We start from the raw sequence: 15,543 nt of genomic DNA on the forward strand, positions 1-15,543 counted from the left end.
CAGTCCCTTACCGGTCCGTTCCCCTCTCGCTACCGGTCGCCACGGCGGTGCGGGAAGGGCCGCCGCGGCGTCGTTCCCGGTCCGGCTCCACGGCGGCGGCGATGCGCGATCCCCGCGCGCCGACCAGCACGTCCGTCCGCGTGGCGCCGCACTCGTAGCCGACCAGGTCCAGCAGGGCCCGTACGGTCGCGCGGATCCCGGCCCGTTCCGCCTCGGGCAGCGGTGGCGCGTTGTCCTCGGGAGTGATCCCCGCGACCAGGTGCATGCCGTCGACGGTGAGGGTCTCGACGTGGAACTTCGCCCCCGTCAGGAGTTCCTCGACGAGGTAGGGGGCGCGGTGGCGCGCGCTCAGGGCCTGCTCGGCCCACCGGTCGAGTCCGGGCCGGTCGTGCACCGGTACGGTCCACCAGCAGCCGGACTCGTCGGCGGACTTGATGACCACGGGCAGTGGGAAGTCCTCGGCGAGCGCGCGGGCCTCGGCCACGGTCCGCGCTTCCTCGGCGCGTACGGCCGAGGTCCGGCTCTGGTTCAGGACGCGCCGTACCGCGACCGCGTCCGGCAGCCCGCCCGCGGGAGTCGGGCGGGACGCGGCGAGGTCCGCCAGCACGTCCTCGGCGGCCGCCGCCGCACCGCTGGCGAGGCCCTTTGCGAGATCGCTCGCGAGGTACAGGACGTGGCCGATCCCGTGCCGCAGGACCGTGTCGGCCAGCAGGGCCCGCAGCGCGGTGGCGTCGTCGAAGTCCGCCCGCAGGATCCGCTGCGGCGGCAGCTCGATGGGGAAAGGGGCGTCCGGGGGCCGTGCCGCCGCGTCCGACACGACCCAGACGTCCAGGCCCGCCACGAACGCGGCGTGCAGGAGCCCCGGCCCGGGCCTGACCAGAACCACGCGCTCGGCGGCCTGTCTGATGATCACAGTCTTCTCCTCCATCGTGTCCCACGATGCTCGGGCCAGGTCTTCCCGGTCGCTTCCCGGCGCGTTCCCGCGACCCGCGGGTCCCCCGGACGGCCCCGTCACTGGGCCGCCCGCCGCCCGGTGGCGGACAGTGGGGGAAGGGCATCGACACCAGGGGGGACCCTCAGGCGGAGGCGTACAGACATGGGAATCTTCGACTTCCTCAAGTCCGACAAGAAGAAGGCGCAGGAACAGGTGCCGCAGCGGGCGGACGAGGGGGCGGGCCCTTCCAGGAGTGCCGCGGCCGACGCCGCCTCGGCGACCAGGGCCGCCGCCGAGCGCATGGCGGCCGCCGCGCCGCCCAGGCCCGCACCCGCACCCGCGACCCCGACTCCCGGCTCCGCGGCGCACAAGGCCGTGCCCGCGGCGCCCAGGCCCACCGCGATGCCGAAGCCCGCGCGGCCGTCCACGCCGCCGGGGGCGGCGCACACGCCGACGCCCCACTCGGCCGCGCACAAGGCGGTGCCCGCGGCGCCCGTGGGCAAGCCGAAGCCCGCCGCGGAGAGGCGCACCTACACCGTCAGGCAGGGCGACACGCTCGCCGCGATCGCCGGCCGCGAGCTCGGCAACGAGGCACGCTGGCGCGAGCTCTACGCCATGAACAGGGGCGTCATCGGCGCCAACCCCGACCTCGTGCCGCCGGGTGCGGTCCTGACCCTGCCGGCCTGACCCGCACGCGGACGCGGAAGGGCCCGCACCCCCTGAGGGGGTGCGGGCCCTTCCCCGTGCTGTGGAACGTCCCGGTGGCCGCCCAGTCGCCGTCTAGTGACCGGAGCCCGCCTCCGGTCCCGAAGAACCGGCCTCGCGCTCCTTCTCCGCCAGCTCGTCGTCGAAGCTCGCCGGTGCGGCGTCGCGGTCCGACAGCTCGGTCGCCGCCGGCGGCTCGACGAGCCAGTCCGGGTTGGACTGCTGGTCCCACCACCGCCACGCCAGGTAGGCGCCGGCCGCGAGCAGGCCCACCAGGGCGGCCCCGCGCAGGACCCGGCCGCGGCGCTGCGCCCGCTCGTGCTTGCGCACGAGCTTCTGCACTTCCTTCGCCGTCACCTGCCCGCGCAGCGCCGCCAGTGCCGCGGCCGACCGCGCCGCGGCCTCCTCGGCCACGGGGGAGGCGGCCGCGAGGGCGCTCTCGATCTTCGGCTGTGTGTAGTCGGCCGCCTGACGGGCCGCCAGACGCGTCTGGTGGACCGCCTTGGTCGCAGCCCTGTCAACGGGTGGCGGCACGTGCGCCCGCGCCGCCTTCAGGCGCGGTTGCAGATGGCAGTCGTAGGTCATCCGGGCTTGGCGCGCGGCGCCGGTGGCAGCCTGGGACACCATCGGCGACAGCCGTTCATTGGCCTCGTGTGCGTAGTGCGCCGCAGCGTCCCTGGCGGATTCCGCGTACGGCGCCACCATTTCAGCCGCGTACCGCACGCTCTCCCTGGCGCTCTCGGCTGCCAGGCGCGCGCTGTCCTTGCCGGTCACGGGATCCTCCTCCTCGGTGGCGGACACAGTTCACCTTTCCACCCTTTGTCGGATCATGCCTGCCATAGCGACGACAGGCATGCGTGACAGGGCATACGGGTGGAGGATTTCAGTGCCGCGGAGCGCTCCGTGCGACCATCTGGACCGACAGTGATGACTATGGAAGGCAGATCCGTGGCCGAGAAGCTCTACGCCACCCTGAAGACCACCCACGGCGACATCGAGATCGAGCTGCTGGAGAACTTCGCTCCGAAGACCGTCCGGAACTTCGTCGAGCTCGCCACGGGCGCCCGCGAGTGGACCCGTCCCACGGACGGCCAGAAGACCACGGACCCCCTCTACGACGGCACCGTCTTCCACCGCGTCATCAGCGGCTTCATGATCCAGGGCGGTGACCCGCTCGGCAACGGCACCGGCGGTCCCGGCTACGCGTTCGCGGACGAGTTCCACCCCGACCTGGCCTTCACCAAGCCGTACCTGCTCGCCATGGCCAACGCCGGCCCGGGCACCAACGGCTCGCAGTTCTTCATCACCGTCGCCCCCACCGCCTGGCTGACGCGCAAGCACACCATCTTCGGCGAGGTCAACGACCCCGCGAGCCAGAAGGTCGTGGACGCCATCGCCGCCAGCGCCACCAACTCGCGCACCGAGCGGCCGCTGGAGGACGTGATCATCAAGTCCGTCGTCGTCGAGAAGCGCTGACGGACCGCCCCGCTCTCCGCCCAGCGCTCCGCCCGAGCCGCTCCGGGCCGTTCCCAGTCGCTCCGGGCCGCCCCGCTCCGCCCGGTCCGCCGCCGGGAACCTTTCCGCCCCGCCCGTCCGTACTGGATACGTACCGCACCGGCGGGGCGCACCCCCTGCCGCCGCCGACCGAGGGGACCGATGGACACCGACCGTCTGCCCGGCTGCTACCGCCACCCGGACCGCGACACGGGGATCACCTGCACGCGCTGCGAGCGCCCCATCTGCCCCGAGTGCATGATCAGCGCCTCGGTCGGCTTCCAGTGCCCCGAGTGCGTCCGCGGGGGCTCCGGGACCGGGCACCGCCCCACCGCCAACGCGGCGCGCACCATCGCGGGCGGAGTGGTCGCCGAGGATCCCCAGCTGGTCACCAAGATCCTCATCGGGATCAACGTCGCGGTCTTCTTCGCCGGCCTGCTGGCCCCGGGGCTGGTGGTGCAGCTGGGGCTGCTCGGCCGCTACGTCGAGTACTTCGGCGGCCCCGTCCAGGGCGTCTCCACGGGCGAGTACCACCGGCTGCTGACCTCGGTGTTCCTGCACGTCGAGTGGTGGCACATCATCAGCAACATGATCGCGCTGTGGGTCATCGGCGGCCCGCTGGAAGCGGCCCTCGGCCGGACCCGCTACCTCGCCGTCTACCTGCTCTCGGGCCTGGGCGCGAGCGCTCTCGTCTATCTCCTGAGCGCGCCGGACGCCCCGACCGTCGGCGCGTCCGGAGCGATCTTCGGTCTGCTCGGCGCGACGGTGGTGCTGGCGAGGCGGCTGCGGTACGAGATGCGGCCGGTGATCATCATGGTCGTGCTGATGCTGGTGCTGACCTTCGTACCGTTCGGCGGCGCCGTGCGCGTGTCGTGGCAGGCCCACGTCGGCGGTCTGATCACCGGTGCGCTGGTCGGGCTGGGCATGCTCACGCCGACCGCCGCGAAGCATCGCGCACTCGTCCAGTGGGGCACCTGTGCGGTGGTGTTCCTGCTGGCAGCGGGGCTGATCATGCTCCGTACGGCGGAACTCACCTGATCACACCGGCGTCAACTCTCCACAGAGTTATCCACAGATCTTCTGTCTTTTCCTCAGGTGTGGATGACGCTGTGGATAACTCATGGGGAGAGCTTCCGTCAGGGACTGCGGCGTGCTACTTCCACTGCGTGGAAACGCCGAATCCCGCCGCGATGAAGCCGAAGCCGACCACGATGTTCCAGTTGCCCAGGGCCTCGATCGGCAGCTGGGTCTCGGTCACGTAGAAGACGACGATCCACGCGAGACCGATCAGGAAGAACGCCAGCATGACCGGGGCGACCCAGCTGCGGTTGGTCAGCCGGATGTTCTGCGGCTGCCGCGTGGGCGGCGGCGTGTAGTCGTCCTTCTTGCGGATACGTGACTTCGGCACGAGGGGCTCTCCTGTCGATGCGCTGGGGACCTTGCCTGCCCCGGGCGTCCGTTAGCGTAGTGGACCTGTGGCGTTGAAGGAGAAGGGTACGTTGAGCAATTCAGACGACTCCTCCGCGGGTCCCCGTCGCCGGGCCAGGCCGGTCCGGTTGCTGACGGCCGCCGTCTTCGCCCTCGCCGGGCTGCTCTTCGTCACCAGTTTCAACACTTCCAAGGGTACGAACATCCGGACGGACGCCTCCCTCCTCAAGCTGTCGGACCTGATCAAGGAACGCAGCCAGGACAACGCCGAGCTGGAGGAGAGCACCGCGGTGGCCCGCGGCCGCGTGGACGCCCTCGCCGACCGCGACGACGGCAGCACCGGGGCGGAGGACGCGAAGCTGGCCGCCCTGCGCGCCGCCTCCGGTACCGAGGAGCTCTCCGGCAAGGGCCTGACCGTCACCCTCAACGACGCCCCGCCGAACGCCACCGCCCGCATCCCCAACGTGCCCGAGCCGCAGCCCAACGACCTCGTGATCCACCAGCAGGACCTCCAGGCCGTGGTGAACGCCCTGTGGCAGGGCGGCGCCGAGGGCATCCAGGTCATGGACCAGCGGCTCATCTCCACCAGCGCGGTGCGCTGCGTGGGCAACACCCTGATCCTCCAGGGCCGGGTCTACTCCCCCCCGTACAAGATCTCGGCGGTCGGCGACCCCGCCGCGCTGAGGAAGGCCCTCGCCGCCTCGCCCGCCCTGCAGAACTACCAGCTGTACGTGAACGCCTACGGCCTGGGCTGGAAAGTGGACGAGCACAAGGCGCTGACACTTCCCGCCTACTCCGGCACAGTGGACCTCCACTATGCGAAGCCGGTGGCCACCACCCCGTGACCGGGTCCGTCCCGACGTCGTACTGCGCCTGGCGGTGCGGACGGTCAGCGAGGTGTGCCTGACGGCCGGCACGCTGATCGTGCTCTTCGTCGCCTACGTCCTGCTGTGGACCGGGGTCAAGGCGGACCGGGCCGCGGACGGCGAGATGGCCCGGCTGCGTGACAGCTGGGCGGCCGCCGCGCCACAGGCGGCCCCGGCCGCCGCCCCCGGGGCCGCCGCGCCGCCGCCCGCGTCCGCCGCCCCGCGGGAACCGCGGTACGCCCCCGGCCGGGCCTTCGCCGAGATGTACGTCCCGCGCTTCGGCCCGGACTGGGTCCGGCCCGTCCTGGAGGGCACGGACGCCGAGCTGCTGAAGAAGGGCCTGGGCCACTACGCCTCCACCGCCCGCCTCGGGGCCGTCGGGAACTTCTCCGTGGCCGGCCACCGCCGCACCCACGGAGATCCCTTCAAGGACTTCCCGAAGCTGCGCCCGGGGGACGAGGTGATCCTCAAGGACGCGGCCACCTGGTACACGTACACGATCCGCGGCGGGCCACTGCGCACCCTGCCCACCGACGTCGGGGTGGTCGACCCGGTCCCGCGGAAGTCGCCCTTCACCGCACCGGGCCGGTACCTGACGCTGACCACCTGCGACCCGGAATGGGGGCACAGCCACCGGCTGGTGGTGTGGGGGGAACTGACCGGGACGCGCGCCGGCGGACAGGGCCGACCGGGGGGTTCGTCCAGGTGACCCCCTCCGCCGGGCCGCTGGCTTTAGTCTGTTCGCGTACCGCCCCCGCGGTGCGGTGAACGAATGTGGACGAAAAGGAATCAGGCGGCATGTACGGCTGGATCTGGCGGCATCTGCCGGGCAACGCGTGGGTACGCGCGCTGATCTCTCTCGTACTGGTCCTCGCCGTGGTCTTCGTGCTGTTCCAGTACGTCTTCCCCTGGGCCGAGCCGCTCCTTCCGTTCAACGACGTGACGGTGGACGAGGGATCGGGAGCCACTCCGTGAGCGCACGCATTCTGGTGGTAGACAACTACGACAGCTTCGTCTTCAACCTGGTCCAGTACCTGTACCAGCTCGGAGCCGAGTGCGAGGTGCTGCGCAACGACGAGGTCGCCCTCGCCCACGCGCAGGACGGCTTCGACGGCGTACTGCTCTCCCCCGGTCCGGGCACTCCGGAGGAGGCGGGGGTCTGCGTCGACATGGTCCGGCACTGCGCCGACACCGGTGTCCCCGTCTTCGGCGTCTGCCTCGGCATGCAGTCGATGGCGGTCGCCTACGGAGGCGTCGTGGGCCGGGCGCCCGAGCTGCTGCACGGCAAGACCTCCCCCGTGGAGCACGAGGGCCTGGGCGTGTTCGAGGGACTGCCCTCGCCGTTCACCGCGACCCGGTACCACTCCCTCGCGGCCGAGCCCGGGACCCTGCCCGACGTCCTGCAGGTCACGGCCCGGACCGAGGACGGGATCATCATGGGCCTGCGCCACCGGGAGCACGACGTCGAAGGCGTGCAGTTCCACCCCGAGTCGGTCCTGACCGAATGGGGCCACCGGATGCTCGCGAACTGGCTGGTGCGCTGCGGTGACGCGGGCGCGGTGGAACGCTCGGTGGGGCTGGCCCCGGTGGTGGGCAAGGCCGTCGCGTGACGACGGTCGCGCCGTCCGCGCCCACCGAGGGCCGGGCCGCGCGACGCAGGGCAGCTCAGGAGGCCGCGAAACGGGCCGCCAGGAACACCCGGAGGCGGGGCGGGCGGCGGCGCAAGCGGCCGGCGTCCGGCGGCCCGGCGGTCATCGCGAGCCGGCTGGGCGGGGAACTCTTCATCACGGTGGGCCTGGTGATGCTGCTGTTCGTCGCCTACCAGCTCTGGTACACGAACCTGCTGGCCGAGCGGACGGCGAACGGCGCCGCAGGCTCCCTGCGGCAGACCTGGGAGCGGCCGCCGGACGGTGGCGCCGCGGCACCGCCCGTGACGGCCTTCGAGCCGGGCCAGGGCTTCGCCATCCTCCACATCCCCAAGCTGGACGTGAAGGTCCCCGTCGCCGAGGGAATCAGCAAGCCGAAGGTGCTGGACAAGGGCATGGTCGGGCACTACGGCGAGGGCGCGCTGAAGACCGCGATGCCGGCCGACGAGCAGGGCAACTTCGCGGTGGCCGGACACCGCAACACCCACGGAGAGCCGTTCCGCTACATCAACCGGCTCGTCCCCGGGGATCCCGTCGTGGTCGAGACCCGGGACGCCTACTACACCTACGAGACGACCTCGTCGCTGGCGCAGACGCCGCCGACGAACGTCGGGGTGATCAAGCCCGTGCCGGAGGGGTCGGGGTTCACTTACCCGGGCCGGTACATCACGCTGACCACCTGCACCCCTGAGTTCACCAGCACCTACCGGATGATCGTATGGGGCAGGATGACCGAGGAACGCCCCCGCAGCCAGGGCCCGCCGCCCGCGCTGACCAGCTAAGGACGAATCAAGCAGTGTCTCGTGCCAGCCGCCGCCCCGCGGCCCCGCCCGTCGGCAGCCGCAGTGTGCTCGCAGGGTTCCTGAGCCTGCTGGGCGAGGTCCTGATCACGGTGGGCCTGGTGCTGGGCCTGTTCGTGGCCTATTCGCTGTGGTGGACGAACGTGCTCGCGGACCGGCAGGCCGCCGCGCGGGGCGACGAGATCCGCCGCCAGTGGCAGGACCCGGCCCCCGAGCAGGCCGGGCCCGGAGCGCTGGACACCCGGGGCGGGGTCGGCTTCCTGCACGTCCCGGCCATGAAGAACGGCGAGGTGCTCGTCAAGGCGGGCACGGCGCCGGACGTTCTCGACGACGGCGTCGCCGGCTACTACACGGAGCCCGTGAAGTCGGCGCTGCCGTGGGACGAGAAGGGGAACTTCTCGCTCGCCGCGCACCGGGACGGCCACGGGGCGAAGTTCCACAACATCGACAAGGTGAAGAACGGCGACGCGGTCGTCTTCGAGACCCGGGACACCTGGTACGTCTACAAGGTCTTCGCGGAGCTGCGCCAGACCTCGAAGTACAACACCGACGTGATCAACGCGGTCCCCAAGGAGTCGGGCAAGACCGCTCCGGGCCGCTACATCACGCTCACCACCTGCACGCCGGTCTACACCTCGAAGTACCGGTACATCGTGTGGGGCGAGCTGGTCCGCACGGAGAAGGTCGACGCGAAGCGCACACTCCCGGCCGAGCTGCGCTGAGGCGGGCCCGTCCGGGCCCCCAGGGGCCCTGAGAGCCGCTGCGGGAGCCCGGGGGCCACAGGAGACTCAGGCGCACCCTGCGGGGCCACAGGCGGCCTTCTGGCGGCGCCCGGGGCGCCGGCCGTACGAAAAGGTCCGGCCCCTCGCAGGCGAGAGGGGCCGGACCTTTGTCGCTGCGTCGGTGACGCGGCCGCTGCTAGCGGCGGCCTCCGCCACCGGTCAGGCCTCCGAAGAGACCGCCGTTGTTGTTCCCGCCGTCCTGCTGCCCGGCGACCGTGAACAGGTTCACGGCCTGACCCGAGGTGCCCGGGGTGCCGGGCTGCGGGTCGGTGCCGATCACGATCGCGTTGTCGTCCGACGGACCGGTGACGATGCCGACCCGCAGGTTGGCGCGCTTGAGGTCGTCCTTGTACTGGCCCACCGTCCGGCCGGCGAAGTTCGGGACGACCGTCGCCTGGGCGGCCTTGGCGATGGTGATGCCCACCGCCTTGTTCTGCTCCAGCTGCTGGCCCGCCGCGATCTGCTGGGCGATGACCGTGCCCGGAACGGCCCCGGGCTGCTGGTCGGACTCCGTGACGCTGCCGAGCCGCAGGTTGACGGCCTTGAGGGCCTTCTCCGCCTCGTCCTTGGTCTTGCCCTTGAGGTCGGGGACCTCGGCCTTGGACTGCTCCTTGGCGACCGTCAGCGTGATCACGCTGTTCTTCTCCGCCTCGGAGCCGGCCTTCGGGTTCTGCTCCAGGACGGTGCCCGGGGTGCGGTCGGACTCCTGGTTCTTGCGGTCGACCTGGAAGCCCTTCTCCCGCAGCGCCTTCTCCGCGTCCTCGAACTTCATGTTGAGGACGTCGAGGACGGACACCTTCGGGGCGCCCGAGGAGATGGTCACCGTGACGGTGGAGCCCTCCTCGGCCTTGGCGCCGGCCGCCGGGTCCTGCTTGCAGACGTTGCCCTTGGGCTGGTCGTCGCAGGGCTCGTCGGCGCCCTTGACCACCTTGAGCTTGGAGTTCACGCCGCTCTTCGTCGCCGCTTCCAGGGTCTGGCCGACGAGTTTGGGCACGGTGGGCCGGTTGTCGGCCGTGTCCCCGAAGAGGGAGCGGCCGATGAGGATCGCTCCGACGAGGACGAGGATGCCGGCCGCCACGAGCAGCACGGTGGACGCCCTGCTCTTCTTCTGGTTCTGGCGGCGGTTCGAGCCCTGGTCGTAGCCGCCGTGGCCCTGGTCGCCGTAGCCGTAGCCGCCTTCGCCCGGGGGCATGGGCGGCATCATCGACGTCTGGGCACCCGCGTCGGTGGTGCGCAGGGCCGTGGTCGGCTGGTCGTAGCCCTGCGGGCCGTAGCCGTGCCCCTGGTCCGGGTAGCCGTAGCCGGCCGCGCCCATGGCGGCGGTGGCGGCGACGGGCTGGCCGTCGAGGCAGGCCTCGATGTCGGCGCGCATCTCGTCCGCGGACTGGTAGCGGTAGTCGGGGTCCTTGACCAGCGCCTTGAGGACGATGGCGTCCATCTCGGGCGTGATCTCGGGGTCGAAGTTCGACGGGGGCTGCGGCTCTTCCCGTACGTGCTGGTACGCCACGGCCACCGGGGAGTCGCCGACGAACGGGGGCCGCACGCTGAGGAGCTCGTAGAGCAGGCAGCCCGCGGAGTAGAGGTCGGAGCGCGCGTCGACCTGCTCGCCCTTGGCCTGCTCCGGGGAGAGGTACTGGGCGGTGCCGATCACGGCGGCCGTCTGCGTCATGGTCATGCCGGAGTCGCCCATGGCGCGGGCGATGCCGAAGTCCATGACCTTGACCTGACCGGTGCGGGTCAGCATCACGTTGGCGGGCTTGATGTCGCGGTGCACGATGCCGGCGCGGTGCGAGTACTCCAGGGCCTGGAGAATGCCGATGCACATCTCCAGCGTGCGCTCGGGCAGCAGCTTGCGGCCCGAGTGCAGCAGCTCGCGCAGGGTGGAGCCGTCGACGTACTCCATCACGATGTACGGGATGGAGATGTTGTCGACGTAGTCCTCGCCGGTGTCGTAGACGGCGACGATCGCGGGGTGGTTCAGCGACGCGGCCGACTGGGCCTCGCGCCGGAACCGGGCCTGGAAGGACGGGTCGCGGGCGAGATCGGCACGCAGGGTCTTGACGGCGACGGTACGGCCGAGCCGGGTGTCGTGGGCGAGGTAGACCTCGGCCATGCCACCGCGGCCGAGCACGTGGCTCAGCTCGTACCGGCCGCCGAGGCGACGCGGCTCTTCCATAACGTTGCAGCCCTCTCCGTCAGTCCCGACCGCACCTGTGTGTGGTCCGGCGGTGTGCTGTTCGCGCAAAGGCTACCGGCCGATCGTCCGTGATCGGTTCGTGGCCACAGGCTGATACTGGACCGGTACCGTACGCTCGGATCCGGGTCGGAATCAGTGACCTGCGTCACGTATTCCGGCCTGTGACCCGCCTGTTCACCCCTGGCTTCCCAGCACCGCTTCCATGACCGCCTTGGCGACGGGAGCGGCGAGACCGCCACCGCTGATGTCGTCGCGGGCGGTGCCCTCGCTGTCCTCGATCACCACGGCGACGGCGACGGGCGAGGTGCCGTCCGCGTTCTCGGCGTAGGAGATGAACCAGGCGTACGGACGCTTCTTGTTGCCCTCGCCGTGCTGGGCGGTACCGGTCTTGCCGCCGACCGTCACGTTCTTGATCTTGGCCTTCTCGCCGGTGCCCTTCTCGACGACGTTGACCATCATCTGCTGGACCTTCTGCGCGTTGCCCGGGGAGAGCGGCCGGCTCATCTCCTGCGGCTCGTGCTTCTCGATGATGTCCAGGTTGGGGGCCGTGAGGTTGTCCACCATGTACGGCTTCATCAGCTTGCCGTCGTTGGCGATCGCCGCCGTGACCATGGCCATCTGCAGCGGGGTGGCGGCGGTGTTGAACTGCCCGATCGCGCTCTGGGCGTTGCCGTCCCTGCCCATCTTCTTGTCGTAGACGCTGGCGAAGGCGCGGACCGGAGTGTCGATCTTGTCGTTGTTGAAGCCGAACTTCTCGGCCGTCTCCACCATCTTGTCGCGGGTGACCTTGTCACCGAGGTTCGCGAAGACGGAGTTGCAGGAGATGCGCAGCGCCTCGTTGAGGCTGGCCTTCTCGCAACCGGTGTGGGAGTTGGGCAGCTGGGTCTTGGTGCCCGGGAGGATGTACGGCTCGGGGGTGTCCGTCGGGTCGTCGATCTTGTCGACCACGCCGTGTTCCAGGGCGGCCGCGGCGGTGACCACCTTGAAGGTGGAGCCGGGCGGGTAGGTCTCGCGCAGGGCGCGGTTGACGAGCTTCTTGTCCTCGCTGTCCTTCAGCTCGACCCAGGCCTTCTCGTCGCTCTTGGAGTTTCCGGCGAAGCTGGACGGGTCGTAGGAAGGCGTGGAGACCAGCGCGAGGATGGCACCGGTGCGCGGGTCGATCGCTGCGACCGCGCCCTTCTTGGTGCCGAGCTTCTCGAAGGCGGCCTGCTGCGCGGCGCGGTTGAGCGTGGTGACGACGTTGCCGCCCTGCTTCTTCTCGCCGGTGAACATGCCGATGGTGCGGTCGAAGAACAGCCGGTCGTCGTTGCCGGTGAGGATGCCGTCCTCCAGCGATTCGAGCTGGGTGGCGCCGAAGGCCTGCGAGGCGTACCCGGTCACCGGGGACCAGAGCGCCCCGTCCGTGTAGGTGCGCTTGTACTTGTAGTCGCTGCCGTCGGTGACCGCGGAACCGGTGATCGGCTCGCCCTGGACGATGATGTTGCCGCGCTCGGTGGCGTACTGGGCGATCTGGACCCGTCGGTTCTCCTTGCGCGTGCTGAGTTCCTCGGCCTGGACGTACTGCAGCCAGTTGGTCCGGATCAGCAGCGCGAGGACGAGCAGCCCGCAGAACAGCGAGATGCGGCGCAGGGGCTTGTTCATGACGGGCGGACCACCTGGGTCATCTCGGAGTCGGGGGACGGGGCCGGGGCCGGTGCCGGTCGGCGGGCGGTGTCGCTGATCCGGATGAGGACGGCGATGAGGATCCAGTTCGCGAGGACGGAGGAACCGCCGGACGCGAGGAAGGGCATCGTCATGCCGGTGAGGGGGATGAGTCCCATGACTCCGCCGGCGACGACGAAGATCTGGAGCGCGAAGGCGCCGGAGAGGCCGATGGCGAAGAGCTTGCCGAAGGGGTCGCGGGCGGCGAGGGCGGTGCGGACGCCCCGCTCGATGATGAGTCCGTAGACCAGGAGGAAGGCCATCACACCGGAGAGACCGAGCTCTTCGCCGACGGTGGAGAAGATGAAGTCGGAGTTGGCGGCGAAGCCGATGAGGTCGGAGTTGCCCTGGCCCCATCCGGCGCCGAGGACCCCGCCGGATCCGAAGCTCATGATCGACTGGCCGACCTGCTCGCAGGCGCCCGAGGTGGCGTAGCAGCCGAAGGGGTCGAGCCAGGCGTTGACGCGGGCCTGGACGTGGCTGGCGAAGGAGGCCACCACGACCGCGCCGCCGACCGACATCAGCAGACCGATGACGATCCAGCTGGTGCGCTCGGTGGCCACGTACAGCATGATCACGAACATGCCGAAGAAGAGCAGCGAGGTACCCAGGTCGTTCTCGAAGACCAGGACCAGCAGGCTCATCGCCCAGATCATCAGGATCGGGCCGAGGTCGCGGCCGCGCGGCAGGTAGAGGCCCATGAAGCGGCGGCTGGCCAGCGCGAGCGCGTCGCGCTTCACCATCAGGTAGCCGGCGAAGAAGATCGCGATGACGATCTTGGCGAACTCACCGGGCTGGATGGAGAAGCCGCCGACGCTGATCCAGATCTTGGCGCCGAAGACGTCGGCGCCCAGGCCCGGGACGACGGGCAGGATCAGCAGCACCAGCGCGCCGGCCATGGAGATGTACGTGAACCGCTGCAGGACGCGGTGGTCCTTGAGGATCAGCAGTACGGCGGCGAACAGGGCGATCGCCAGCGCGGTGTACATCATCTGGCGGGGCGCGGAGGGCGAGAAGTCGCCGAAGCTGCGCTTGGCGAGGTTCTGCAGCCGCTCGGACTGGTCCAGGCGCCAGATCAGGACGACGCCGAGGCCGTTGAGCAGGGTGGCGAGCGGCAGCAGCAGCGGGTCGGCGTACTTCGCGTACCGGCGTACGACGACGTGCGCTATGCCGGCGAGGACGGCGAAGCCGGCCCCGTAGGCGAACATGCCGGGGGGCAGCTCGCCGTGGATCGCCAGACCCACGTTGGCGTAGGCGAAGATCGGGATGACCACGGCGAAGGCGAGCAGCAGGAGCTCGGTGTTCCGCCGGCTCGGCAGCTCGATGGCGCCGATGGTGGTCGTATTGGTGACAACGCTCATGGTGTGGCAGGCCCCCTGTGCCCGCGGGCTACTTTCCGCACAGGCCGACCAGCTGCTGCTCCTCGGGAGTCAGGCTGGGGCCGGGTGTCTGGCTGTTCTGCGCCTCGGCGCCTCGGCGCTCTTCGTCCTTCTTGCACGCTGAGACCTGGACGCCGAGGTCGTCCAGCTTCTTGCGGGCACCGTCGAGGCTGCCCTCGCTGATGGTGGCCTCGACCAGCTTGCGCTTGAAGGGCGGCAGGTACTTCAGTTCGATGTCGGGGCGGTCGGTCTCCACCTTGGAGAGCTCCAGCGGTCCGAGCTTCGGGCTGATGCCGCGGAAGAGTGCGACGTGCTCGCCCTTCACGCCGACGTAGAACTGGGTCTGGGTCCAGCGCCAGCCGGCGTAGAGGCCGCCGCCGATGACACCGGCGACGACGAGCAGGGTCAGTGTGCGGGTGGTCCACTTGCGCCCTTTGCTGCGGCGCCTGCGGGGGTGGTCGTAGGTGTCGTCGTAGCCGGAGTCGGCGTCGTAGCCGTCGGCCCCGCCGAAGGAGCCGTAGCCGCCGCCCTGGCCCTGGTCGCCGTACCCGTAGCCGGGGGCGTCGCCGCTGCCGGGCGGGCCGAAGGAGCCCGCGGGCGGCGGGGCCTGGCGGCCGAGCCCGGCGGCACGGCCGGCCGCGGACTGCATGGCGTTGCCGCCGTCGAAGAGCTGGTGCTGGTTCTCGGCGACCGCGCCGACGACCACCGGGGTGTCGCTGACCTGGGCGGCGAGGGTGTCGCCGCTGTCGGTGTCGAGGACGTCGGCGACGATGCAGGTGATGTTGTCCGGCCCGCCGCCGCGCAGCGCGAGCTGGATCAGGGACTGCACGGTCTCGCGGGGGCCGTGGTAGTCGGCGAGGGTCTCCTCCAGGGTCTGGTGGGAGACGACGCCGGAGAGCCCGTCGGAGCAGATCAGGTAGCGGTCGCCGGCGCGGACCTCGCGGATGGAGAGGTCGGGCTCGACGATGTCGCCGCTGCCCAGCGCGCGCATCAGCAGGGAGCGCTGCGGGTGGGTCGTCGCCTCCTCCTCCGTGATCCGGCCCTCGTCCACCAGGCGCTGCACCCAGGTGTGGTCCTGGGTGATCTGCGTGAGGACGCCGTCGCGGAGCAGGTAGGCGCGGGAGTCGCCGACGTGGACGAGGCCGAGGCGCTGGCCGGTCCACAGCAGGGCGGTGAGGGTGGTGCCCATGCCCTCGAGCTGGGGGTCCTCCTCGACCATGACGCGCAGCTGGTCGTTGGCGCGCTGCACGGCGGTGGCGAGGGAGGTGAGGATGTCGGAGCCCGGGACGTCGTCGTCGAGCTGCACGAGGGTGGAGATCACCTCGGAGCTCGCGACCTCGCCGGCGGCCTGGCCTCCCATGCCGTCGGCGATCGCCAGGAGACGTGGGCCGGCGTAGCCGGAGTCCTCGTTCCCCTCGCGGATCATGCCCTTGTGGGATCCGGCGGCGAACCGCAGGGACAGACTCATGCGCACCTGCCCTGTCGACGAAGCTTCCTCCGGGTACAACCGGTCTCGAGCCACACTGCCCACCCTCCGGTCGGGAGCGCGCTCGTGTCCGTGTCCTCGGTGGCACGGATCACCGCCGCGCGCTCGCTCCGCTCGCTCATTCT

At 70.8% G+C, this 15,543-nt stretch carries 15 protein-coding genes and 1 pseudogene; 9 read left to right on the top strand and 7 right to left on the bottom strand.

The features are described from left to right. Window positions 1-7: 7 nt before the first annotated feature. A complete protein-coding gene (locus IG86_RS0101125; RefSeq protein ID WP_030894041.1) occupies window positions 8-913 on the bottom strand; it encodes an ATP-grasp domain-containing protein in 906 nt (301 codons plus the stop codon). Between the two features lie 183 nt (window positions 914-1,096). Here IG86_RS0101125 and IG86_RS44995 point away from each other — a divergent pair, with 183 nt between their 5' ends. Beyond that, entirely contained in the window at window positions 1,097-1,621 is a 525-nt protein-coding gene (locus tag IG86_RS44995) for a LysM peptidoglycan-binding domain-containing protein (protein ID WP_030817132.1), read from the top strand. A 93-nt stretch (window positions 1,622-1,714) separates the two neighbouring features. On the opposite strand, the gene IG86_RS0101135 is transcribed toward IG86_RS44995, so the two are convergent. Further along, on the bottom strand, window positions 1,715-2,440 hold the full coding sequence (locus tag IG86_RS0101135) for a DUF5324 family protein (RefSeq protein WP_107051793.1): 726 nt from the start codon (window positions 2,438-2,440) through the stop codon (window positions 1,715-1,717). 147 nt (window positions 2,441-2,587) lie between these two features. On the opposite strand from IG86_RS0101135, the gene IG86_RS0101140 reads away from it, so the two are divergent. Both IG86_RS0101140 and IG86_RS0101145 read left to right on the top strand, forming a co-directional pair. Then, on the top strand, window positions 2,588-3,115 hold the full coding sequence (locus IG86_RS0101140; RefSeq protein ID WP_030817141.1) for a peptidylprolyl isomerase: 528 nt from the start codon (window positions 2,588-2,590) through the stop codon (window positions 3,113-3,115). 180 nt (window positions 3,116-3,295) lie between these two features. Continuing rightward, window positions 3,296-4,171, top strand: a complete 876-nt coding sequence (locus IG86_RS0101145) for a rhomboid family intramembrane serine protease (protein ID WP_030817142.1) — start codon at window positions 3,296-3,298, stop codon at window positions 4,169-4,171. A 115-nt stretch (window positions 4,172-4,286) separates the two neighbouring features. Here IG86_RS0101145 and crgA read toward each other — a convergent pair whose 3' ends face one another. Then, window positions 4,287-4,541, bottom strand: a complete 255-nt coding sequence (crgA, locus tag IG86_RS0101150) for a cell division protein CrgA (RefSeq protein WP_030031168.1) — start codon at window positions 4,539-4,541, stop codon at window positions 4,287-4,289. A 91-nt stretch (window positions 4,542-4,632) separates the two neighbouring features. Here crgA and IG86_RS0101155 point away from each other — a divergent pair, with 91 nt between their 5' ends. The 6 genes and pseudogenes from IG86_RS0101155 (at window position 4,633) to IG86_RS0101180 (ending at window position 8,595) form a co-directional block, all read left to right on the top strand. After that, complete coding sequence (locus IG86_RS0101155) at window positions 4,633-5,406, top strand: DUF881 domain-containing protein (protein ID WP_030817143.1); 774 nt, start codon at window positions 4,633-4,635, stop codon at window positions 5,404-5,406. Further along, a complete protein-coding gene (locus IG86_RS0101160; RefSeq protein WP_078848050.1) occupies window positions 5,378-6,136 on the top strand; it encodes a class E sortase in 759 nt (252 codons plus the stop codon). Before IG86_RS0101155 ends, IG86_RS0101160 begins: the two co-directional genes overlap by 29 nt. A gap of 89 nt (window positions 6,137-6,225) precedes the next feature. Beyond that, a complete protein-coding gene (locus tag IG86_RS43445; RefSeq protein ID WP_030011120.1) occupies window positions 6,226-6,402 on the top strand; it encodes a hypothetical protein in 177 nt (58 codons plus the stop codon). Continuing rightward, window positions 6,399-7,037, top strand: a complete 639-nt coding sequence (locus IG86_RS0101170) for an aminodeoxychorismate/anthranilate synthase component II (RefSeq protein WP_030817146.1) — start codon at window positions 6,399-6,401, stop codon at window positions 7,035-7,037. The genes IG86_RS43445 and IG86_RS0101170 overlap by 4 nt, the downstream gene beginning before the upstream one ends. Then, window positions 7,019-7,855: pseudogene (locus tag IG86_RS0101175) on the top strand (class E sortase); the annotation flags it as partial. The gene IG86_RS0101170 and the pseudogene IG86_RS0101175, both read left to right, overlap by 19 nt. Window positions 7,856-7,869: 14 nt before the next feature. After that, window positions 7,870-8,595, top strand: a complete 726-nt coding sequence (locus IG86_RS0101180) for a class E sortase (protein WP_030894051.1) — start codon at window positions 7,870-7,872, stop codon at window positions 8,593-8,595. Window positions 8,596-8,791: 196 nt separating this feature from the next. Here IG86_RS0101180 and pknB read toward each other — a convergent pair whose 3' ends face one another. The 4 genes from pknB to IG86_RS0101200 form a co-directional block, all read right to left on the bottom strand. Further along, complete coding sequence (gene pknB, locus IG86_RS0101185; RefSeq protein ID WP_030817150.1) at window positions 8,792-10,831, bottom strand: Stk1 family PASTA domain-containing Ser/Thr kinase; 2,040 nt, start codon at window positions 10,829-10,831, stop codon at window positions 8,792-8,794. A gap of 195 nt (window positions 10,832-11,026) precedes the next feature. Then, window positions 11,027-12,493 (bottom strand): peptidoglycan D,D-transpeptidase FtsI family protein, encoded by a 1,467-nt coding sequence (locus tag IG86_RS0101190; protein ID WP_030817154.1) that lies wholly within the window; start codon window positions 12,491-12,493, stop codon window positions 11,027-11,029. Beyond that, window positions 12,490-13,914, bottom strand: a complete 1,425-nt coding sequence (locus IG86_RS0101195) for an FtsW/RodA/SpoVE family cell cycle protein (RefSeq protein WP_030647599.1) — start codon at window positions 13,912-13,914, stop codon at window positions 12,490-12,492. Before IG86_RS0101195 ends, IG86_RS0101190 begins: the two co-directional genes overlap by 4 nt. 28 nt (window positions 13,915-13,942) lie before the next feature. Then, window positions 13,943-15,400 (bottom strand): PP2C family protein-serine/threonine phosphatase, encoded by a 1,458-nt coding sequence (locus IG86_RS0101200; RefSeq protein WP_030817156.1) that lies wholly within the window; start codon window positions 15,398-15,400, stop codon window positions 13,943-13,945. Window positions 15,401-15,543: the final 143 nt, after the last annotated feature.

This window comes from Streptomyces virginiae (assembly GCF_000720455.1).
In the GTDB taxonomy this organism is placed as follows: Bacteria; Actinomycetota; Actinomycetes; order Streptomycetales; family Streptomycetaceae; genus Streptomyces; species Streptomyces virginiae.

Coding starts and splice junctions, on each gene's coding strand:
- IG86_RS43445 (WP_030011120.1), top strand. CDS start 6,226: ATGTACGGCTGGATCTGGCGGCATCTGCCGGGCAACGCGTGGGTACGC.
- IG86_RS44995 (WP_030817132.1), top strand. CDS start 1,097: ATGGGAATCTTCGACTTCCTCAAGTCCGACAAGAAGAAGGCGCAGGAA.
- IG86_RS0101190 (WP_030817154.1), bottom strand. CDS start 12,493: ATGAACAAGCCCCTGCGCCGCATCTCGCTGTTCTGCGGGCTGCTCGTC.
- IG86_RS0101145 (WP_030817142.1), top strand. CDS start 3,296: ATGGACACCGACCGTCTGCCCGGCTGCTACCGCCACCCGGACCGCGAC.
- IG86_RS0101160 (WP_078848050.1), top strand. CDS start 5,378: ATGCGAAGCCGGTGGCCACCACCCCGTGACCGGGTCCGTCCCGACGTC.
- IG86_RS0101195 (WP_030647599.1), bottom strand. CDS start 13,914: ATGAGCGTTGTCACCAATACGACCACCATCGGCGCCATCGAGCTGCCG.
- pknB (WP_030817150.1), bottom strand. CDS start 10,831: ATGGAAGAGCCGCGTCGCCTCGGCGGCCGGTACGAGCTGAGCCACGTG.
- IG86_RS0101200 (WP_030817156.1), bottom strand. CDS start 15,400: ATGAGTCTGTCCCTGCGGTTCGCCGCCGGATCCCACAAGGGCATGATC.